The 21,360-nt window shown below is 61.2% G+C and carries 19 protein-coding genes; 9 read left to right on the forward strand and 10 right to left on the reverse strand.

Annotated features, from left to right (window positions below; genetic code table 11):
* Nucleotides 1-7 precede the first annotated feature (7 nt).
* Nucleotides 8-817, reverse strand: coding sequence for a UDP-2,3-diacylglucosamine diphosphatase (locus tag C4J91_RS19375; protein ID WP_124363801.1), 810 nt, complete (start codon nt 815-817; stop codon nt 8-10).
* Nucleotides 818-954: 137 nt separating this feature from the next.
* Between C4J91_RS19375 and C4J91_RS19380 the strand changes: the two genes are divergently transcribed.
* Complete coding sequence (locus C4J91_RS19380) at nt 955-1,704, forward strand: AraC family transcriptional regulator (protein ID WP_124363802.1); 750 nt, start codon at nt 955-957, stop codon at nt 1,702-1,704.
* Nucleotides 1,705-1,798: 94 nt separating this feature from the next.
* Nucleotides 1,799-2,680 carry a DMT family transporter gene (locus C4J91_RS19385; protein WP_124363803.1) on the forward strand — a complete coding sequence of 294 codons (882 nt, stop codon included), beginning with the start codon at nt 1,799-1,801 and terminating at the stop codon, nt 2,678-2,680.
* Between the two features lie 2 nt (nt 2,681-2,682).
* Here C4J91_RS19385 and C4J91_RS19390 read toward each other — a convergent pair whose 3' ends face one another.
* The gene (locus C4J91_RS19390) at nt 2,683-2,970 is read right to left on the reverse strand and encodes a SelT/SelW/SelH family protein (RefSeq protein WP_124363804.1); all 288 of its coding nucleotides are present in this window, start codon (nt 2,968-2,970) and stop codon (nt 2,683-2,685) included.
* An 83-nt stretch (nt 2,971-3,053) separates the two neighbouring features.
* Here C4J91_RS19390 and C4J91_RS19395 point away from each other — a divergent pair, with 83 nt between their 5' ends.
* Nucleotides 3,054-5,243: a patatin-like phospholipase family protein gene (locus C4J91_RS19395; RefSeq protein WP_124365191.1), complete on the forward strand. Its 2,190-nt coding sequence runs from the start codon at nt 3,054-3,056 to the stop codon at nt 5,241-5,243.
* Between the two features lie 130 nt (nt 5,244-5,373).
* On the opposite strand, the gene C4J91_RS19400 is transcribed toward C4J91_RS19395, so the two are convergent.
* Nucleotides 5,374-5,808 carry a MarR family transcriptional regulator gene (locus C4J91_RS19400; RefSeq protein WP_065884521.1) on the reverse strand — a complete coding sequence of 145 codons (435 nt, stop codon included), beginning with the start codon at nt 5,806-5,808 and terminating at the stop codon, nt 5,374-5,376.
* 121 nt (nt 5,809-5,929) lie between these two features.
* Nucleotides 5,930-8,056 carry a DNA helicase RecQ gene (recQ, locus tag C4J91_RS19405; RefSeq protein WP_124363805.1) on the reverse strand — a complete coding sequence of 709 codons (2,127 nt, stop codon included), beginning with the start codon at nt 8,054-8,056 and terminating at the stop codon, nt 5,930-5,932.
* A 277-nt stretch (nt 8,057-8,333) separates the two neighbouring features.
* Between recQ and C4J91_RS19410 the strand changes: the two genes are divergently transcribed.
* The 3 genes from C4J91_RS19410 (at nt 8,334) to C4J91_RS19420 (ending at nt 12,913) form a co-directional block, all read left to right on the forward strand.
* A complete protein-coding gene (locus C4J91_RS19410; protein WP_124363806.1) occupies nt 8,334-8,921 on the forward strand; it encodes a YecA family protein in 588 nt (195 codons plus the stop codon).
* Nucleotides 8,922-8,941: 20 nt separating this feature from the next.
* Nucleotides 8,942-9,325, forward strand: coding sequence for a YbaN family protein (locus C4J91_RS19415; protein WP_124363807.1), 384 nt, complete (start codon nt 8,942-8,944; stop codon nt 9,323-9,325).
* 117 nt (nt 9,326-9,442) lie between these two features.
* On the forward strand, nt 9,443-12,913 hold the full coding sequence (locus C4J91_RS19420) for a hybrid sensor histidine kinase/response regulator (RefSeq protein WP_124363808.1): 3,471 nt from the start codon (nt 9,443-9,445) through the stop codon (nt 12,911-12,913).
* A gap of 123 nt (nt 12,914-13,036) precedes the next feature.
* Here C4J91_RS19420 and rmuC read toward each other — a convergent pair whose 3' ends face one another.
* On the reverse strand, nt 13,037-14,401 hold the full coding sequence (gene rmuC / locus C4J91_RS19425) for a DNA recombination protein RmuC (protein ID WP_164484589.1): 1,365 nt from the start codon (nt 14,399-14,401) through the stop codon (nt 13,037-13,039).
* A 175-nt stretch (nt 14,402-14,576) separates the two neighbouring features.
* Nucleotides 14,577-14,900: a sel1 repeat family protein gene (locus tag C4J91_RS19430; RefSeq protein WP_124363809.1), complete on the reverse strand. Its 324-nt coding sequence runs from the start codon at nt 14,898-14,900 to the stop codon at nt 14,577-14,579.
* Nucleotides 14,901-15,746: 846 nt separating this feature from the next.
* On the opposite strand from C4J91_RS19430, the gene C4J91_RS19440 reads away from it, so the two are divergent.
* From C4J91_RS19440 to C4J91_RS19450, 3 genes are all read left to right on the forward strand, one after another.
* Nucleotides 15,747-15,971 (forward strand): hypothetical protein, encoded by a 225-nt coding sequence (locus C4J91_RS19440; RefSeq protein WP_010208698.1) that lies wholly within the window; start codon nt 15,747-15,749, stop codon nt 15,969-15,971.
* 276 nt (nt 15,972-16,247) lie between these two features.
* Nucleotides 16,248-16,730 carry a hypothetical protein gene (locus C4J91_RS19445; RefSeq protein ID WP_124363810.1) on the forward strand — a complete coding sequence of 161 codons (483 nt, stop codon included), beginning with the start codon at nt 16,248-16,250 and terminating at the stop codon, nt 16,728-16,730.
* Between the two features lie 145 nt (nt 16,731-16,875).
* Nucleotides 16,876-18,153 carry an OmpP1/FadL family transporter gene (locus C4J91_RS19450; RefSeq protein ID WP_124363811.1) on the forward strand — a complete coding sequence of 426 codons (1,278 nt, stop codon included), beginning with the start codon at nt 16,876-16,878 and terminating at the stop codon, nt 18,151-18,153.
* Nucleotides 18,154-18,218: 65 nt separating this feature from the next.
* Here the strand turns inward: C4J91_RS19450 and C4J91_RS19455 are convergent, their stop codons facing one another.
* The 4 genes from C4J91_RS19455 to C4J91_RS19470 all read right to left on the reverse strand — a co-directional run bounded on the left by C4J91_RS19455 (nt 18,219) and on the right by C4J91_RS19470 (nt 21,359).
* Nucleotides 18,219-18,770, reverse strand: coding sequence for a glutathione peroxidase (locus C4J91_RS19455; protein ID WP_124363812.1), 552 nt, complete (start codon nt 18,768-18,770; stop codon nt 18,219-18,221).
* A gap of 150 nt (nt 18,771-18,920) precedes the next feature.
* On the reverse strand, nt 18,921-20,129 hold the full coding sequence (locus C4J91_RS19460) for an MFS transporter (protein WP_124363813.1): 1,209 nt from the start codon (nt 20,127-20,129) through the stop codon (nt 18,921-18,923).
* A 54-nt stretch (nt 20,130-20,183) separates the two neighbouring features.
* Nucleotides 20,184-20,588: a MarR family winged helix-turn-helix transcriptional regulator gene (locus C4J91_RS19465; protein ID WP_124363814.1), complete on the reverse strand. Its 405-nt coding sequence runs from the start codon at nt 20,586-20,588 to the stop codon at nt 20,184-20,186.
* Between the two features lie 42 nt (nt 20,589-20,630).
* On the reverse strand, nt 20,631-21,359 hold the full coding sequence (locus C4J91_RS19470; RefSeq protein WP_124363815.1) for an adenosylcobinamide-GDP ribazoletransferase: 729 nt from the start codon (nt 21,357-21,359) through the stop codon (nt 20,631-20,633).
* Nucleotide 21,360 lies beyond the last annotated feature (1 nt).

Consider the following 21,360-nt stretch of genomic DNA (forward strand, 5'->3'; position numbering starts at 1 on the left):
AGGACCTTCAGCTCGTGACCATCTCGGCCTTCAACTGCGCGTCCCTGGCCTGCGCATCCGCCAGCCGATACAACTCGATATGCCCATCCCAGTGCTCGATCAGCGCCGTGCACGACTCCACCCAATCGCCGCAATTGAGGTAATCCACCTCCCCTACCTTGCGGATTTCGGCATGGTGAATATGCCCGCACACCACCCCGTGCAACTCCCGCTTGGTCACTTCGTGGGCGATTGCCTCTTCGAAATCGCTGATAAAACTCACGGCGGTTTTCACCTTGTGTTTCAGGTAAGCCGAGAGCGACCAATACCCGTAGCCATAGCGCGCTCGCCAGTGATTGAGCCAGCGGTTCAAGGTAAGGGTAAACTCGTAGGCCGAGTCGCCCAGGAAGGCGAGCCAGCGGTGATAACGGGTGATCACATCGAACTGATCGCCATGGATTACCAGCAGATGGCGACCGTCGGCGGTCACGTGCACGGCCTCGTCCACCAGTTGGATATTGCCCAGGATCAGCTTGGAATAGCGCCTTAGAAACTCGTCATGGTTGCCGGTGACGTAAATCACCTCGGTGCCGCGCTTGGCCATGGTCAGCAGGCGGCGAATGACGTTGGTGTGGGCTTGCGGCCAATACATGCCGCCACGCATTTTCCAGCCATCGATAATGTCGCCGACCAGATACACCTTGTCGGCGTGGTAGCCCTTGAGAAAGTGCGACAAGTGCTCAGCCTGGCAATCCCGAGTGCCCAGGTGCACATCGGAAATCCACAGGGTACGCACCCGTTGCTTGCGGCTGGGCTTGGCGAATTCGGCACGGGTCATGGGGGTCCCTCGACGCTGTTTTCGCGAGCTTGCGCCCTGGCGATTAATAGCCCGTGACAACTGCGCGTCAGTCTGATGACAACGCTTGGCCGCCCTTAAGCGATGTAGACTGGGGACTTGCCGCCCAGGAGAGCGCAATGAGCCCCAGTCTTACGCTTCGCCAGTACACCGATGCCCCCATCGCCCATAGCCATGACCATGCGCAATTAGTGTTCGGCCTGTCCGGGCGCCTGGATTTCGAAGTGGATGGCTGCGGCAACCAAGTGCAGGAAAGCAGCGTGATGATCCTGCCCTTTGCCGCTCACCACGCCTGCGGCAGCCGCGAGGGTAGCCGCTGCCTGGTGCTGGATGTGCCAACCGAGCATTGGCTGTTGCAAACATTGGGTGACCACGCCGATGCCAGTCGCCGCCTGCTCGACCGGCCGGCCCGACTGGCGCTGGATTCGCGACAGCACCAGTTAGTGCAATGGCTGGCTGGCAGCCCGATACATGATCCAGTGATCGCCCAGCAAGGCGCGTTGCTGCTGCTCGCCAGCCTCAATCATCCGCAAGCGATGCCACCACCGGGGCGGCGCCTGCCTTATGCCGCGTTCAACGCGCATATCGAACGCCACGCCGCTCACCCGCTGCATGTCGCGGACCTGGCACGGATTGCCTGCCTGTCGGTTGCGCGTTTGCACGCGCGCTTCATGGTCGAATGCGGGCAGACCCCCATGGATTACGTGCGCAACCAGCGCCTGCAAATGGCATTGACCCTACTGCGCGAGACGCCGCTGCCCGTTGGTGAGATCGCCGCACGCGTGGGGTACCGCTCGCAAAGTGCCTTCGCTGCAGCCATGTTGCGCGAGTTTGGCGCCTCGCCGGGCACAATGCGGCGAACGTCATAGGAAGAGTTTCGCGCTAAAAATCGCGAGCCGCACGACAGACACCCCTTTCGCCAAACCTCTAGACTGATTGTCACTTCCGTTGGTAGGCATCGCAATGACTCCCCGCTCAGCCCTCGGCGCCCTGCATATCGGCGCATTGATGTTTGGCCTCACCGGTGTATTCGGCAAACTGGCGGCCGCCTCACCGTCCATCATCGTATTCGGGCGGGCCGCATTTGCGGTGATTGCCCTGGCGGTCTTCGCGCGCTTTGCCAGCAATGCGCCCTGGAAAAACCTGCAGATGCGCGACTGGCGCCGCCTGCTGGTCAGCGGCGTGCTGCTTGCCGCGCACTGGGTGACGTTCTTCATCGCGGTCAAGGTCGCCGGGGTGGCGGTGGCAACGTTGGGGTTTGCCGCCTTCCCGGCCTTCACGGTGATCCTTGAAGGGCTGATCTTCCGCGAGCGGATTCGCGCCAATGAAATGGTGCTGGTAGCGCTGGTCAGCATCGGCCTGGTTCTGGTGACCCCGGACTTCAACCTGGCCAGCGACGCCACGGGCGGCTTGCTCTGGGGCATCGCGTCGGGGCTGCTGTTCGCCTTGTTGTCATTGAACAACCGCGCCAGCTCCGGACGCATTCCGGCGGTACAGGCCGCGTTGTGCCAGAACGTGGTGGTCGCAGTCTGCCTGCTGCCCGTGGCGGCACCGGGGCTTGCGGACGTGCGTGCGCTGGACTGGCTGTGGATCGGCCTGCTGGGCGTGTTCTGTACCGGCCTGGCCCATAGCCTGTTTGTCGCCAGCCTCGCGGTGATCAAGGCGCGCACCGCGTCGGTGGTGTTTGCCATGGAACCGGTCTACGGTATCACGGTGGCCTGGCTGCTGTTCGCCGAGACGCCCACCTTGCGCATGCTGCTGGGCGGCGCGCTGATCATCGTCGCCATCGTGCTTTCCGGCCTGATGGGCAGCGCCAGCCAGGCCAAGCCGCCGGCTGCGGCCTGACGTCACGGCGTACGGTCGTTATGCCCAAGGTCGCGCTGCGGGTCGATCTGATCGCGCACGCGCTGCTTGAGCACCTTGGCCTCCGGGAAGCCGCCATCGGCCTTGCGCTCCCAGATTTGTACATTGTCGCAGGTGATGCGAAACGCACCGCCGGTTGAGGGCGCCAGGGACACCTTGGCTAAATCCTCGGCAAACGTACTCAACAATTCCTGGGCCAGCCAGGCGGCACGCAACAGCCACTGACACTGGGTGCAATAGGTGATAACGATCTCGGGTTTGCTTGCGGACATAACGTGAAAGGCTCCTGCGTGACGGCGTCAGTGGATCGCATGGCTATAATACCGGCCTTTATCGCCCAGCCTCGAGATTCATGATGCGCCGCCTGTTGTCTTGCCTGCTCCTCTGCCTGCTCCCCCTTCTTGCCGATGCCGTTGAAAGCCCACGCCCGAAAATCGGCCTGGTGCTGTCGGGCGGCGCCGCCCGTGGCCTGGCCCATATCGGTGTGCTCAAGGCTTTGGAAGAACAGGGCATCCAGGTCGATGCGATTGCCGGCACCAGCATGGGCGCGGTGATTGGCGGGCTGTATGCCTCGGGCTACAAGATCGACGAGCTGGAAAAGCTCGCCCTGAATATCGACTGGCAACAGGCGCTGTCCGATGCACCGCCCCGGGAAGACGTGCCGTTCAGGCGCAAGCAGGATGACCGCGATTTCCTGGTCAAACAGAAACTCAGCTTTCGCGACGACGGCAGCCTCGGCCTGCCGCTGGGCGTGATCCAGGGCCAGAACCTGGCATTGCTGCTGGAAAGCATGTTCGCCCACAGCAGCAACACGCGTAATTTCGACAAGCTGCCAATTCCGTTCCGGGCCGTGGCCACCGACATCACCACCGGCGAAAAAGTCGTGTTCAGCAAGGGCCACCTGCCCCAGGTGATACGCGCCAGCATGTCGATCCCCGCCGTGTTCGCACCGGTAGAGCTGGACGGGCGCCTGCTGGTGGACGGCGGCATGACCGACAACATTCCCCTGGATGTGGCGCGGGAAATGGGCGTGGACATCGCCATCGTGGTGGACATCGGCACGCCGCTGCGCTCACGCAAGCAATTGGCAACCGTGGTCGATGTGCTCAACCAGTCCATCACCTTGATGACGCGGCGCAATTCCGAGGAACAACTCAAGGCCTTGCACCCCAGGGACGTGTTGATCCAACCGTCCCTGGCAGCCTACGGCGTGACGGATTTCGGCCGCGCCAAGGACATGATCGATGCCGGCTACCGCGCCACGCGTGCCCTCGACCTGCGCCTGGCGCACCTGCGCCCCGCCGAACCGGTAGACCCGCAACTGACCGCCGCGCGCACGCCCGGCGAACGCACCCCGATCATTACCGCGATCAAGGTGGAAAACGACTCCAAAGTCAGCGACGACGTGATCCGCTATTACATCCGCCAGGAGCTGGGCGAACCGCTCAACCTCGGCCGCCTGCAATCGGACATGGGCACGCTGTACGGCCTGGACTACTTCGAGCAGGTGCAATACCGCGTGGTGAAAAAAGCCAAGGACAATACCCTGGTCATCGGCGCACGCGGCAAGCGCAGCGGCACCGACTACCTGCGCCTGGGGTTGAACCTGTCGGATGACATGCGCGGCGACAGCGCCTTCAACCTTGGCGCCAGCTATCGGATGAACGGCATCAACCGCCTCGGCGCCGAATGGCTGACGCGGGTGCAGATCGGTGATCGCCAGGAGCTGTACAGCGAGTTCTACCAACCGATGGACACGGGCTCACGCTACTTCGTCGCGCCCTATATCCGTGCCCAGGCGCAGAATGTCGAGCTGATCATGGACAACGACCCCATCTCGGAATATCGGCTGGAGCGCTACGGTTTCGGCTTGAACGTCGGGCGGCAGATCGGCAACAGCGGCGAGATTCGCTTTGGCGTGGGCGAAGCCTGGGGCAAGGCGAACGTGCGTATCGGCGACCGCGACCTGCCGAGCATGAGTTTCAGTGAGGGCTTCTATGAGCTGAAATACTCGTTCGACTCTTTCGATAACGTGTACTTCCCGCACACCGGCGAAGACATCGCCTTGGCTTACCGTGAGTTCGAGCCGGGGTTGGGTTCCGACCAGCGCTACCGCCAATGGGAGTTCAAGCTGGACAAAGCCATGAGCCACGGCCCCGACACGCTGATCCTGGGCGGACGCTACGGACGCACCCTGGATAAATCCGACGTGGTGGTCTCCAGCTTCCTGCTGGGTGGCGCACGGCAACTGTCAGGCTTTCGCGAGGACGCGATCTCGGGCCAGAACGTCAGCCTGATGCGCGCGGTGTACTACCGCCGGCTGACACCGCGCTCGTACCTGCCGCTGGATTTCCCGTTGTACCTGGGAGCCTCGGTGGAACGGGGCCGGGCGTGGAACAACGATAACCAGTTCGACAGCGGGTATATCAACGCGGCGAGTGTTTTCCTGGGCTTTGATACACCGCTGGGCCCGCTCAATTTCAGTTATGGATTCAATGATGACAACCAGAAAGCGGTGTATCTGAACCTCGGCCAGACTTTCTGACACAACGCAGAATAAATGTGGGAGGGGGCTTGCTCCCGATAGCAGAGTATCTGTCAGCAATTCTGTAGCTGACCCACCGCTATCGGGAGCAAGCCCCCTCCCACATTTTTGATCTTCACTAAACCTGGAATCAGGACTTTTCCAGATTCGCCAGGATGTGCCCGTGCACGCGCATGCATACGCGCAAATCCTCTTCGTCCACCCCAACAAACAGTTCATGGCGCAACGCCGTGGCGATGGTCTCGATCTGGTCGATGAGGGGCCGAGCGGTGTCACACAACAGAATACGTTTGGCGCGGCGGTCTTCCACTACCGCCTGGCGTTGAACCAGGCCTTGGCCTTCCAGGCTGTCGAGCAGACGCGCCAGGGTCGGTCCTTCTACCCCGACACTTTGTGCCAGTTCACGCTGAGTCGGTGCTTCGGTAAAACGGGCCAGGTGCAGCAGCACCAGCCATCGCGCCTGGGACAAGCCCAGCCCCGCGAGACGGCGGTCCAGCTCGGCGCGCCAACCTCGGGACATTTGCGCCAACTGCATGCCAAATCGGTGTTGATCGGTTAACGGCATAAAAAACTCATGTTTTAGACTGAAAACAAAGTGTGGCTAATTATTAGTCAGCTAAGCATGAGCCATGCCAGTAGGCAAGGCCCCGTATGTACTGATTCGTTACATTGTCGTAATTGGCACACTAAATTTCGAATTCAGACTGCAAAGCGGCGCGTACGCAGTACAAAACGCCCTCGGGAACACGCCCGGTAAACAACGGCGCGATTTCCGCGACAGGTGGCAATTCGCCTTCCCCGTCGAGAAATGCATCCTGGATTTCACCAAGCAAATCTTCAGGCAAATCAAGAGCCTGCTCCAACGACAATTGCTGCTTGCCGATGGCTTCGGCCAGCAACGTGTACACGTTCTTTTCCGAGCATTGCAGCTGGCCGGCGATCTGGATCGGGGTCATGCCGGCGCGAGCCAGGCTGATCAGCTCGTGGCGAATATCGGCGATTTCCTTCGGTGCTTCGACCTGGCCGCCGAGTACTTCGAGGAATGCCTGGCCATAACGCTCCAGCTTGCGCGCGCCCACACCGCTGACCCTGGCCATCTCGGCCATGGTGGTGGGCTGCTCGCGAAGCATCTCCAGCAATGTGGAGTCAGGGAAGATGACATACGGCGGCACGCTGTGTTCCTGCGCCAGTTTGCGCCGCAGGGTACGCAAGGCTTCCCACTGTTCGCGCTCTTCGCCACGCACCAGCTGGCTGGCCTGGCTGGTGCTGCTCTTGGCGGTGGTCTGCGGCTTGAGGTCGCGGCGCAGCTCCAGGCTGACTTCGCCCTTGAGCAATGGCCGGCAACTGTCGTTCAAGCGCAGGCCGCCGTAGCCTTCGATATCGATGTCGACCAGCCCGCGCGCGACCATCTGGCGGAACAGCGAGCGCCATTCGCCTTCGGCGCGGGCCTTGCCGACGCCATAGACCGAGAGTTTCTCGTGGCCAAAGCTGCGGATTTTTTCGTTGTCCTTGCCCAGCAACACATCCACCAGATGGCCCACGCCATAGCGCTGGCCGGTGCGGTAGATCGTCGACAATGCCTGGCGCGCCGGCTCGGTGGCGTCCCAGGTCTGCACACCGTCGATGCAGTTGTCGCAGTGGCCGCACGGTTGCGGCATGTCTTCGTCGAAATACGCCAGCAGCGTCTGGCGGCGGCAGCGGGTCTCTTCGCACAGCGAGAGCATGGCGTCGAGTTTGTGCTGCTCCAGGCGCTTGTGGCGCTCATCGCCTTCGGAGTTCTGCAGCATCTGCTTGAGCATCACCACATCTTGCAGGCCGTAGACCATCCAGGCATCCGCCGGCAGGCCGTCACGGCCGGCGCGGCCGGTTTCCTGGTAATAAGCCTCGAGGGACTTGGGCAGGTCCATGTGCGCCACGAAACGCACGTTGGATTTGTCGATCCCCATGCCGAAGGCGATGGTCGCCACCATGATCAGGCCTTCCTCGTTGAGAAAGCGCTTCTGGTGTGCCGAGCGCGTTTCATTGGGCAGGCCGGCGTGATAAGGCAGCGCCGGGTAGCCTTGTTCACAGAGGAACGCGGCGACTTCATCGACCTTCTTGCGTGACAGGCAATAGACGATACCCGCATCGCTGCGCCGCTCCGAGAGGAAGGCCAGCAGCTGCTTGCGCGGCTGCTCCTTGGGCACGATGCGGTAGAAAATATTCGGCCGGTCGAAGCTCGACAGGAAGCGCTCGGCGTTCTGCAAATGCAGGCGCTCGACGATCTCTTCGCGGGTACGCTTGTCGGCGGTGGCGGTCAGGGCGATACGCGGCACATCAGGGAACAGCTCCGCCAGTTGGCCCAGCTGCAGGTACTCGCGGCGAAAATCGTGGCCCCACTGCGACACGCAGTGAGCTTCGTCGATGGCGAACAGGGCAATTTCCAGGCTCTGCAGGAACGCCAGCATGCGCGGCTGCACCAGCCGCTCCGGTGCCAGGTAGAGCATCTTCACTTCGCCGCGCTTGATCCGCGCCGCCAGGTCGCGCTGCTGCTCGGCACTCAGGGTGGAGTTCAAGGCAGCGGCGGCGACGCCGAGTTCTTCCAGGGTGGCGACCTGATCGTCCATCAATGCGATCAGCGGCGACACCACCACAGCCAGGCCATTGCGCAACAGCGCCGGCACCTGGAAGCACAACGATTTGCCGCCACCGGTCGGCATCAGGACCAGGGCATCGCCGCCATTGGCCACGCGCTCAATGATCGCACCCTGGCGGCCACGAAAACTGTCGTAGCCGAAGATGTCCTTGAGGACGCGTTGAGCCTGCTCGAGCATGTAAAACTCCAAAATGGTGCGCAAATCCCTCTGTACAGGCTGGCCGAAAAAACCCGCTTTCATGGAAAATAATCCGTAAGCGAAGTTTTCCCGGAGTGCTGCGTGGCCTGCAGGGGCATCACAAAACGCGGCAGTATACCCGAGCGTTCACCGGCAAAGGGCGCGACTGACGAATAGACCGCCTCTGTCTAAAACCGCGCAAAAATGCCGTGCGGCTGGCCTGGGCGCTCAAGAAAGCCTAGAATTCAGCATCGTTTATTCCCAAGGTAGCCCTTCAATGTCCTTCGCTGAGCAACTAACCCGCCTGCAAGCCTTCCTCGACGCCGATGAGCTGCATGACGAGGCGCTGGACTACGTGGCCGCCCACGGCTACCTGACCGCCCTGTCGATCTGCTCCGAAGACGTGCCCGAGCGTGAATGGATCGACGCGCTGTTCGCCGAAGAACCTCACTACGCCGACGACGCCCAGCGCGAAGAAATCGAAGCCACCCTGCTGGCCCTCAAGGCCCACATCGGTCGCCAACTGGCCTCCGATGAAGAATTCGAGCTGCCTTGCGAGCTGGACCTGGGTGAAGACCCGGACGACTCCGACCTTCGCGGCTGGTGCATTGGTTTCATGGAAGGCGTATTCCTGCGCGAAGCCGCCTGGTTCGAAACCGCCGAGGAAGAAGTCAGCGAAATGCTGCTGCCGATCATGGTCGGTTCGGGCCTGTTCGACGACCAGCCGGAGTTTTCCGATATCGCCGCCGACGCCAACCTGATGGACGATATGATCGTGCAGATCCCCGAAGCCCTCACCGCGCTGTACCTGCTGTGCAACGCGCCTGACGAAAAACCGGCGATCCTCAAGCCACGTCACCACTGAGTCGCTTGCCCGTGGACCCCATGGGCAAGCGTTCGCCGCTCCTGCGTTACGCACTGCTGGCCATCGGCTGGCTGAGCGTAGCGCTTGGGGTGATCGGCATTTTCCTGCCGGTATTGCCGACTACACCCTTTCTCCTGCTGGCTGCCGCCTGCTTCGCTCGAAGCTCCCCGCGTTTCTACCACTGGCTGGTCGACCACCCGCGCCTGGGCCCCTGGATTCGTGATTACCTCGACGGTAACGGCATCCCGCTCAAGGGCAAGGTCTACGCCATCGGCTTGATGTGGCTAAGCATCGCCATTTCCTGCTACCTGGTGCCATTGCCGTGGGCACGCGGCTTCATGCTGACCAGCGCGGTGCTGGTGACGATTTACATCCTGCGCCAGAAAACCCTGCCCCCTCGCTGAACACGCCTGCGACATTCGCCCTCACACGACCTTGGTCGACACTGACTAACCCCAGGCATCATGCGAGACTGTCCAACCGGGTCCGGAATGCCCGGTGTTTCTATGCTCGGAGTTACCATGACGCTGTCCAGCGGGCTGATCGCCGCCGTTGCCCTGGCCTATATGGCCATCATGTTTGCCATCGCCTTTTACGGTGACCGTCGCCATGCGCCGCTGCCGCCGCGCGTGCGTGCGTGGGTCTATAGCCTGTCGCTCGCCGTGTATTGCACCAGCTGGACCTTCTTCGGCGCCGTAGGCCAGGCTGCCGAACAGCTTTGGGCGTTCTTGCCGATCTACCTGGGACCGGTGCTGTTGCTGGTGCTGGCGCCCTGGGTGCTGCAGAAGATGATTCTGATCAGCAAGCAGGAAAACATCACCTCCATCGCCGACTTTATCGCCGCGCGCTACGGCAAATCCCAATCCCTGGCGGTCGTGGTCGCGTTGATCTGCCTGGTTGGCGTATTGCCCTATATCGCCCTGCAGCTCAAGGGCATCGTGCTCGGCGTGAACCTGTTGATCGGCTCCGGGCCCGACACCACGGGCACCCGGGCCCAGGACACCGCGCTGATTGTGTCGCTGGTGCTGGCGCTGTTCACCATCGTGTTTGGTACGCGCAACCTCGACGCCACCGAACACCACCGGGGCATGGTGCTGGCGATTGCCTTTGAATCCTTGGTCAAGCTGTTCGCGTTTCTGGCGGTCGGTGCGTTTGTGACCTACGGGCTGTACGACGGTTTCGGCGATCTGTTCAGCCAGGCGATGCTTGCACCGCGCCTGGAGGAATATTGGAAAGAGACCATCAACTGGCCGTCGATGGTGGTGCAGACCGGCGTCGCGATGATGGCGATCATCTGCCTGCCCCGGCAATTTCATGTGACGGTGGTGGAGAATATCGACCCGCAGGACTTGCGCCTGGCCAAATGGGTGTTCCCGGCGTATTTGATCCTCGCCGCGCTGTTCGTGGTGCCCATCGCCCTGGGCGGCAAGATGCTGTTGCCCGGTTCGGTGCTGCCGGACTCCTACGTGATCAGCCTGCCGATGGCCGAAGCCCACCCGGCCCTCGCGGTACTCGCGTTCATCGGCGGTGCCTCGGCGGCCACCGGCATGGTGATCGTGGCCAGCATCGCCTTGTCGACCATGGTCTCCAACGACATGCTGCTGCCCTGGCTGCTGCGCCGCTCCAGCGCCGAACGGCCCTTTGAAGTGTTCCGCCATTGGATGCTGTCGGTGCGCCGGGTCAGCATCGTGATCATCCTGTTGCTGGCCTATGTGAGTTACCGGCTGCTGGGCTCCACCGCAAGCCTGGCGACCATCGGCCAGATCGCCTTTGCCGCCGTGACCCAGCTGGCACCGGCGATGCTCGGCGCGCTCTACTGGAAGCAGGCCAACCGGCGCGGGGTTTTTGCGGGCTTGGCGGCGGGTACCTTCCTGTGGTTCTACACCCTGGTCCTACCGGTTACCGCGAAAAGCCTGGGCTGGTCGCTGAGCATTTTCCCCGGCCTGACCTGGATGCACTCGCACCCGTTCGGGTTTTCCGTGACCTCACTGACCTTGGGCACCGTATTCTCGCTTGCCGGTAATTTCACGCTGTTCGTGTGGGTGTCGATGCTGTCGCGCACGCGGGTGTCCGAGCATTGGCAGGCCGGCCGCTTCATCGGCCAGGAAACCAGCCAGCGCACCAGCACCCGCTCCATGTTGTCGGTACAGATCAGCGACCTGCTCAGCCTGTCCGCGCGCTTTGTCGGCGAAGAACGGGCGCAGCAGAGCTTCATTCGTTTCGCCTATCGCCAGGGCAAAGGCTTCAACCCCAATCAGAATGCCGACAACGACTGGATCGCCCACACCGAGCGCTTGCTGGCGGGCGTGCTCGGTGCATCCTCGACGCGAGCAGTGGTGAAAGCGGCGATTGAAGGGCGGGAAATGCAGTTGGAGGACGTAGTACGCATCGCCGACGAAGCGTCCGAGGTGCTGCAGTTCAACCGCGCCCTGCTGCAAGGCGCGATCGAGAACATCACCCAGGGCATCAGCGTGGTCGACCAGTCGCTCAAGCTGGTGGCCTGGAACCGACGCTACCTGGAGCTGTTCAACTACCCCGACGGCTTGATCAGTGTCGGCCGGCCGATTGCCGACATTATTCGCTACAACGCCGAGCGCGGCCTGTGTGGCCCCGGTGAAGCCCAAGTGCATGTGGCGCGACGCCTGCACTGGATGCGCCAGGGCCGTGCGCATACCTCCGAGCGCTTGTTCCCCAACGGACGCGTGATCGAGCTGATCGGCAATCCGATGCCCGGTGGCGGTTTCGTCATGAGTTTCACCGACATCACCGCGTTCCGCGAAGCCGCACAAGCGCTGACCGAGGCCAATGAAGGCCTGGAACAACGGGTGACCGAGCGCACCCATGAACTGTCGCAACTCAACGTCGCGCTGACCGAGGCCAAGGGCGTGGCCGAGTCCGCCAGCCAGTCGAAGACCCGTTTTCTGGCGGCCGTCAGCCATGACCTGATGCAACCGTTGAACGCCGCGCGGCTGTTCTCCGCCGCCCTCTCCCACCAGCATGAAGGCCTCTCGAGCGAGGCCCGGCAACTGGTGCAGCACCTGGACAGTTCACTGCGCTCGGCCGAGGACTTGATCAGCGACTTGCTGGATATCTCGCGCCTGGAAAACGGCAAGATCAATCCCCAACGCCAGCCGTTTGTCCTCAACGAGTTATTCGACACCCTGGGCGCCGAATTCAAGGCACTCGCCCATGAACAGGGCTTGCGCTTCCGTTTGCGCGGCAGTCGCCTGCGGGTGGACAGCGACATCAAATTGTTACGACGAATCCTGCAGAATTTCCTGACCAACGCCTTCCGCTATGCCGATGGCCCGGTGCTGCTGGGCGTGCGTCGGCGCCAGGGCCATTTGTGCCTGGAGGTCTGGGACCGTGGCCCTGGCATCCCGCCGGATAAACAGAAAGTGATTTTCGAAGAGTTCAAGCGCCTCGACAGCCACCAGACCCGCGCCGAAAAAGGCCTGGGCCTGGGCTTGGCGATCGCCGACGGCCTGTGCCGCGTGCTGGGCCACCGCCTGAACGTACGCTCATGGCCGGGCAAAGGCAGCGTGTTCAGCGTGCGTGTGCCGCTGGCGCGCAGCCAGGTCAGCCCGCAGCCGAAGGCCACCGTAGAAAACGGTGTGCCCTTGAGCGGCGCACGGGTACTGTGTGTGGACAACGAGGAAAGTATCCTGATCGGCATGCGCAGCCTGCTTACGCGCTGGGGCTGCGAAGTCTGGACCGCTACCGGCCAGGCCGAGTGCGCGGCCCTGTTGGCCGAAGGCATGCGCCCGCAACTGGCGCTGGTGGATTATCACCTGGACCACGGCGAAACCGGCACCGAACTGATGAGTTGGCTGCGGGCGCAATTGGCCGAGCCGATTCCCGGCGTAGTGATCAGTGCAGACGGGCGCCCGGAGATGGTGGCGCAGGTGCATGGAGCGGGGCTGGATTACCTGGCCAAGCCGGTGAAGCCGGCGGCATTGCGGGCGCTGCTAAGTAGGCACCTGCCTCTGTAGGCGGGATGTACTCGGTAAAAAATGTGGGAGGGGGCTTGCTCCCGATGGCTGTGCATCAGCAATGGATTTGTTGACTGACACACTGCAATCGGGGGCAAGCCCCCTCCCACATTTTGATCATGTTTATTCAGGGGAATGCGCCACGCCATCCGAATCGGTCATCGCGCGTTCGAGCAAATCCGCCGGCAGGCTTTTGCTGGCACGCGCGCCCAGCAGGCGCAGTTGCTCGGTGCGACTGACCAGATTCCCGCGTCCATCGGTCAGCTTGTTACGCGCCGCGCTGTAAGCCTTGTCCAACTGCTGCAAGCGGTTACCCACTTCGTCCAGATCCTGGATAAACAACACGAACTTGTCATACAGCCAACCGGCGCGCTCGGCGATTTCCCGGGCGTTCTGGCTCTGGCGTTCCTGCTTCCACAGGCTGTCGATCACCCGCAGGGTGGCAAGCAAGGTGGTGGGGCTGACAATCACGATATGACGGTCGAAGGCTTCCTGGAACAGGTTCGGCTCGGCTTGCAGCGCCGCGGAAAACGCCGCCTCAATCGGCACGAACAGCAGCACGAAATCCAGGCTGTGCAAACCTTCCAGGCGCTTGTAATCCTTGCTGGCCAAACCTTTGACGTGATTGCGCAAGGACAGCACATGCTGCTTCAACGCCGCCTGGCCAATCACTTCGTCATCCGCCGCAACGTACTGCTGATAGGCGGTCAGGCTGACCTTGGAGTCCACCACCACCTGCTTGTCGCCCGGCAACATGATCAGCACGTCGGGCTGGAAGCGTTCGCCATCCGGGCCTTTGAGGCTGACCTGGGTCTGGTATTCGCGGCCTTTCTCCAGGCCCGCATGCTCCAGCACCCGCTCTAGGATCAGCTCGCCCCAGTTACCCTGGGTTTTCTGGCCTTTGAGGGCGCGGGTCAGGTTGGTGGCTTCGTCCGACAGGCGCAGGTTCAATTGCTGCAGGCGTTCAAGCTCTTTGGCCAGGGAAAAGCGTTCGCGAGCTTCGTTCTGGTAGCTTTCTTCAACGCGCTTCTCGAAGGATTGGATGCGTTCCTTGAGCGGGTCCAGTAGTTGCCCCAGGCGCTCCTGGCTGGTTTCGGCAAAGCGTTGCTCACGCTCATCGAAAATCTTCCCGGCCAATTCGGCGAACTGCGCGCGCAGCTCGTCCCGGGAACCCTGCAGATCGGCGAGGCGTTGTTGATGGCTGTCCTGCTGTTCACGCAGCTCGGCGCGCAAGGCGGCGGCCAAGGCGTCAAGCCGGCGCAGCTCGGTTTCCTTGGCGCTGCGGTCCAGGTTCCAGGCGTGGGCGGCGTCGCGGGCGTTATCGCGGTCGATCTGCAACAGCTCGACTTCGCGGCGCACCGCAGCCAGGTCGGCCTGCTTGGCGGCATTGGCGTGGCTCAGATCGCTGATCTCGTCGCGGCTGGCGTCCAGTTGGGCAGCAAGCCCTTCCTGGGCCAATTGCGCGGTCGCCAGGCGCTCTTCCAGCAGTTCCCAGCCGGTGGTGCGCGCGGTCAGCCGTCGTTGAATCTGCCAGCACAACGCCAATAACGGCAGCGCGGCGCCAGCAAGCCCGAGGGCGACACTGGTCCAGTCGAAAACCATAGCCATTTCTGCCATCACCAAAAAAGAGCAAGGTTAACTAAGCAATGCCCGGGAGGACAGCTCAGTCTTCGACCTGGCCCAGTTCGCGCTGGGCGCGACGGTCGCCGGCGCGGGCCGCCGAACGCAACAGATCCTGGCCGATGCGCCGGTCGCGGGCATTTTCGCATTCACGGCACATCAATTGGCCCAGGCGGCTCTGCGCGGCCACCACGCCTTCGCGGGCAGGCTGCTTGAGCAGGCGGCCAGCCAGGTGCTTGACGTTGGTACTTTGTCCCAGGCGCGGGCTGTCGAGGAGCCACAAGGCGACTTTCAAAGAAAAGCGCTTGGGCACGGTAACAGTCTGGGGATTGTCGGTAACAGAAGGTGATACTGAGCGAAACTTCATAAAGCACTGTGGGGCAGGACGGAAGGCGCGCCACTCTACTCTTTTTTTCGTACAGGTAAAGCTGAAAAAACCCGGCACGCCCGTTCTAGAGCAAGCGCTTGGGACAATCCACAGAAGCTGTGGATAACTCAGTGGACAACCCGCCTTTAACTCGCGCAAAGGCCCATGGCATGGGGGCCGCAGTCAAACTGACGATTTTTTCACCAATAAAAAAAAGCCAGATTTTTCATTGACTTAAATTTTGATTGCAGGCAAACGAGCAGGCTTGCGGGCTGTTGCCAGGGAAGTTACCGACGCTGCGACTAATGTGCACAAGTACCCAGCCAACGGTTATATCGCTGGCATTTTTTGATCCGACACACTCGGGAAATGTTACTGCCGGGAAGCTGGGCAGTGGACGGCTGATGGTTTTTTTGCCAAGGCACTTCCTTTCCTTGTTTCGATCCGTTACTATCCGCAGCGTTAGTACCAAGCTGAAAGTCAATTCTGGTCGACATATCCCTAGAACTTCATGGGATCGACCACCTCGATGGTTTCCAGGTATCACTTGCGACGACACTGCCTTTGAACAAGCAAAGGGTGCCGCGAAGTCTGCATACTCTGACCGAACCAACCTGCAAATTGATCAGGATCTTCACCCTGGGCCCAGAACCTTTGCCCCTGTTGTGTTGCCTGCCCTCCTAAGTACCTACCTGCCAGCCCAAGCGCGCCTAATTCAATAGCGCTTCAAACTGGCTGCTTTGTTCCAGACTAGGTTCTTTCGTTTGATCAATGGTGATCAGCGTTTCTGGAACGTTTTAACGTTGCACGGTTCTTATCCGTGTCATTTGTAGGAACACCAATAATATGAACGCTCAAATCCACACTCAGGATGCCATCCGCACCCTCACCAACGCTTTTGCCCCAATGAACTGCCTGATCATGGCCGCTCGCAAAGGCTGCTTCAGCTTCACCCTGGTCAACGAACACGGCATCGCACGTCACAGCGAACGCCTGTACCCCGATCAATACTCCAGCGCAGAACCGCTGCAGGCCGTGATCGAGCGTACCCGTCAGGCACTGATTGCCTGATCGACCCGAGTCGCTGAAACACAAAAACCCTGTCTGAAAAACAGGGTTTTTTATTGCCTGGAATTTGCTCGCGGAATTTTTTACTAAGCACGAATAGATATAAACGTTATAACCAGATAAAGAAGATGTTTTAAAAACAGTCCTTTACAGGATGAATATGACACTACACTTCAACTCAAGCGGCATGATCCGCTTGCGACGGGCCTGAGATCCGATCCACCGCTGCCAAGCCCTCCTTCTCAGGCTCGTCATTCATTCCCACTTACTGAGGTTTGTATGGGTATTGCCGCCAGCGAATTGTGTCGTTATGTGATCAGGCCGACCTTGCTGTACCTCGGCCGCCATAACCCGACCGCCGAAGCCCTGCTGCTGGGCATCGCCGCCAGCCAGTCGGAACTGGGCTCGGCCTTGCATGATCGACGCGGCCATGGCCTCTACAGCATCACCGAACCACGTCATCGCGCCCTCTGGGATACCTACCTGGCACTCGACCCTGAACGTGCGAGCCTGGTGCGCGGGTTGGCCAGCCAACATGCGTTCCTCACTGCGCCCCAGTTGGAACTGACGGTGAACCTGCGTTACGCCACGGCAATCGCCTGGTTGCTGGTGGAACAACACCGTCCTGCCTTGCCCGCGCCCGGCGATGTATTGGCGATGGCACGTATCTGGAAAGAAATATTTCACCCTCAAGGCCGCCTGCGAGATTTCTCACAGGCCTGGCAAAGCTGTGTCAGCCCAATGAAACAGGTGGCCTGCTGACCGGGCAAATTGCAAGATTCGCCAAAAAACCGGAAATCTGGTCGGATTGTCCTACAAAACCGCTCTATCTCCTGCATTACAGCCTATAGCGCGATGTTAAATTTATTGATACTTTCCGCAGCGGTGATCACACGGAGTTCTAATAATGAAAAAAGTAATGCTCAAGACCACACTTAGCCTCGCCGTTGCCATGGCCTCCTCCCAACTGTTCGCCAGCGGCTTCGCCCTGAACGAACAGAGTGTCAGCGGAATGGGTACTGGCTTCGCAGGTCGCTCCTCTTCTGCCGATGACGCAAGCACTGTCTACGGTAACCCTGCCGGTATGGCTCGCCTGAACGGCCAGCAGATCACCGGCGGTGTCGCAGCCATCGATGCCTCTACCGATCTCAGCGACACAAGCGGTCGCTCTCGCGGCAGCAACAAAGGCGACATGGTGCCATTCACCGCCGTACCTTTTGGGTTCTACACCAATAAGCTCAACGACCAGTGGGCTGTCGGCTTTGGCGTGTATGCGCCGTTCGGCCTGATAACCGACTACGAAAGCGGCTTCCAGGGCCGTGGCTTTGGCAGCAAGAGCGAAGTGAAAGTCATCACCTTGCAACCAACGGTCAGCTACGCCTTCAACGATCGCGTGTCCGTCGGCTTCGGCCCGACCATCAACCGCATTGGCGGTACCCTGGAATCGGACATCACGCTGAACCCTGCCGCGCCGGACACCAATATCAAGATCAAGGGTGACGACACCGCGCTGGGTTTCAACGTCGGCGTGCTGGTACAAGCCACCGATACCACCCGCGTCGGCCTGACCTATCACTCCAAGGTCAGCTACAAGCTGGAGGGCCACACCGAAGTCACCGCGCCGACCGCGACCTCTCCGTTCCTGCGCAGCAACCGTTACGACGCTTCGCTGAAGATCGATACGCCTGAGTCCTACGACCTGTCGGTGACCCAAGACCTGACCGACGCGTGGAAGCTCTACGCCGGTGCAACCTGGACCCGCTGGAGCCGCCTGAAAGACATCACCGTCAAGAACGACGGTGTCACCGGCGCAACCGGTGGCGCACTGGCCCCAGCATTGGTAAGCACCATCAAGGAAGACCAGAACTGGCACGACACCTGGGCTTACGCCCTGGGTACTTCGTACCAGCTGACCAAGCAAGTGGTGCTGCGTACCGGCCTGACGTTCGATCAGTCGCCGACCAACAACACTGACCGCTCGCCGCGCATTCCTACCGGCGACCGCACCATCTTCAGTCTGGGCCTGGGCTACGAGGTCATGCCGAACATGACCATCGACGTGGCCTACTCCTACCTGAAGGAAGAGGACGTCAAGGTTGCACGCTCCAACCAATTGGCCAGCTACAACGCCAAGTATGAAAACAGTGCCAACGGTTTCGGCCTGGGCATGACCTACCGCTTCTGATTGGTTGCGGTATAAAAAAGCCCCGCTCTCCTGTACAGGAGGCGGGGCTTTTCAATGAGCGGCGATCAGGGTTTGGACGCCAACGCCTCTTCTACCGCCTTGATCAACTCCGGACTGTCAGGCTTGGTCAGGCTGGAAAAATTGGCGATGACGTTGCCCTGGCGATCCACCACGTACTTGTAGAAGTTCCACTTCGGCGGCGCGTCGGTCTGTTGCGCCAGCACTTTGAACAAATTGACCGCGTCCGGTCCCTTGACCTTCTGCGGTTCGGTCATGGTGAAGGTCACGCCGTAGTTCACGTAGCAGACCTTGGCGGTTTCTTCGCCGGTCTTGGCTTCCTGCTTGAAGTCGTCGGACGGCACGCCAATCACCTCCAGGCCCTGGCCCTTATAGCGCTGGTACAACGCTTCGAGGCCTTTGAATTGCGGGGCGAAGCCGCAGAAGCTCGCCGTGTTGACGATGACCAGGGGCTTACCCGCGAAACGCTGGCACAGGTCAATGGATTCCTTGGCCCGCAGCTTGGGCAATTGGCCCTCCAGCAACGGCGGGCAACTGGCCGCCAGGGCCACGCTGCCAGCAGCCATCAGGATGGGTACAGCGAGCCAGCGCATCAACATGGGAAAAGTCCTTGCATGGGTTCAGACATAGAACTTAACAGATCGCCATGCCCAACTGCATCAACGCCAGGCCGCCACGCTGCCAGCCCCACCAGGCCAACAGCAACAACACCAGCCCTGTCACCAGGGCCGTGCACCGCAGTGCTGCACTCATGCCGCCTCCATTTGCGCCTGCACGCGCGCCACTGGCCGTTCACGCACTGGCCAGTTCAGGGCCGCCGCGAGCAGGCTGAGCAGAATCGCCACCTGCCAGATCAAATCGTAGTTACCGGTTCGATCATAGACCACCCCACCCAACCAGCCACCGAGGAACGAACCGAGTTGATGGAACAGGAACACAATTCCGCCCAACATCGAGAGGTTGCGTACACCGAACAAGGTCGCAACAGTGCCGTTGGTCAGCGGCACGGTAGACAGCCACAGGAATCCCATTGCCATGCCAAACAGGTAAGCCGTGACTTCGGTGACCGGCGCCCACAGGAACAGCACAATCACCACCGCGCGCAACAGGTACAAGCCGGTGAGCAAGCGCGGCTTGGACATGCGCCCACCCAGCCAGCCGGCCGTGTAGGTGCCGAACACATTGAACAGCCCGATCAACGCCAGCACCGTAGTGCCAGCGGTAGCCGGCAGATGCTGGTCCACCAGATATGCCGGTAGATGCACGCCGATAAACACCACCTGGAAACCGCAGACGAAAAAGCCGAAGGACAGCAGCCAGAACCCGGAATGGGAGCACGCCTCCTTCAACGCTTCGCGCAGGGTTTGCTGACCGACCGTGGTCGGCAGTGGCCGGTCCTTGAGCATGGCCACCAGCGGCAGGATCAGCGCGACCATCAAGCCCAACGCCAGCAGCGCCGCAGACCAGCCCAGCCACCCGATCAAGCCGAGAGTCCCTGGCACCATGGCGAACTGGCCAAAGGAGCCGGCGGCGCTGGCGATGCCCATGGCCATGCTGCGTTTTTCCGCTGGTACGGCGCGGCCGACCACACCGAGGATCACTGAAAACGACGTGCCGGACAGGCCAATGCCGATCAGCAACCCCGCGCTCAGGGACAATGACCACGCAGAGTCCGACATGCCCATCAGCACTAGGCCCACGGCGTACAACACGCCGCCGACGAACACCGCCTTGGTCGCACCGAAGCGGTCAGCCAGGGCCCCGGTGAACGGCTGCGCCAGACCCCAGATCAGGTTCTGCAAGGCAATAGCAAAGGCGAACGTCTCGCGCCCCCAGCCAAATTCGCTGCTCATCGGTGCCAGGAACAGGCCAAAGCCGTGCCGCACGCCCAACGACAACGCCAGGATCAGCGCACTCCCCACAAGAACCCAGCCACTGCTGCGCCACATCGAGGTCATTTCTTATTCTCCGCTCGCGGGTATATACCCGCTTATAGTCGAACGAACCGCCGTTCAGGCGAGTTCATCCAGCAAGGCCAACAACGTTTCGCGCTTTTCGGCGCCCAGTTGATCGATCAATTTCTGTTGCGCCGCTTCCCATGCCGGCAAGGCCGCAGCCAACCGTTGCTGACCGGCCTCGGTCAACTGCACTAGGCGGTTGCGCAGGTCATCGCCTTCGACCAACCGGACCAGGCCGTCACCTTCCAGTACGCGCAGATTGCGCCCCAAGGTGCTGCGGTCCAGGCCCATGGCTTCTGCCAGGCTGGAAATGCTCGGCTGATCGAGACGTTGCAGGTTGCTCAGCAAGGAATACTGGGCAACGTTGATCCCGAAGCCGTCGAGGGCGCCGTCGTAGTACCGGCTGACGCCACGGGCGGCGCGTCGCAGGTTGGTGCACAAACATTGGGAGGCAAGCATAGAGCGTGTATATACCCGGAGTTAAGCAAATGCAAGAAGGTGTTACAGCGCCAGCCCGATCAACACGGCCGCCTCGAGCAATTCCAGCAGGGCACCGGCGGTATCGCCGGTCGTGCCACCCAGACGCCTGATCATCATATGGCGCAAGCCGATAAAACAGCCCGCCGCGAGCAGTACCGCTATCCCACCGCTGAAACCACCGATCAGGATGCAGGCCAGTCCGCTGAGGATCAGCACCTGCTGGCCGACAATCCTCGGTAAATGATCCGACAGCGCCTGACCCAATCCACCGGCACGCACATAGCGCGTGGTGAGAAACAGCGCCAGCATCGAAGCCCGGCCGATCAATGGCGCGAGAATCAGCGCGGCGCCATTATGCTGCTCGATCAGGGCCACCAGCGCGGTGAATTTGAGCAGCAACACCAGGCCCAGGGTTACCACGGCAATCGGCCCGCTGCGCGGGTCTTTCATGATGCTGAGGGTGCGTTCGCGGTCGCCGAAGCCGCCGAGCCAGGCGTCGGCACTGTCCGCCAGGCCGTCCAGGTGCAGGCCGCCGCTGAGCAGCACCCAGGCGGTCAATAGCAGCGCGGCGTGCAGCAACAATGGCGCGCCCGTCAACAGGCTGTTCAGGCCCCACAGCAGCAGGCCAAACAGCAGGCCGACCACCGGGTAAAACAGCAACGAACGCCCCAGTTCCTGAGGTTGCGGCATGCCTGGCAGGCGTATTGGCAGACTGCTCAGGAACTGCAGGGCGATCCAGAATGGCAGCATG

Source organism: Pseudomonas sp. R3-52-08 (assembly GCF_003851745.1).
GTDB lineage: Bacteria > Pseudomonadota > Gammaproteobacteria > Pseudomonadales > Pseudomonadaceae > Aquipseudomonas.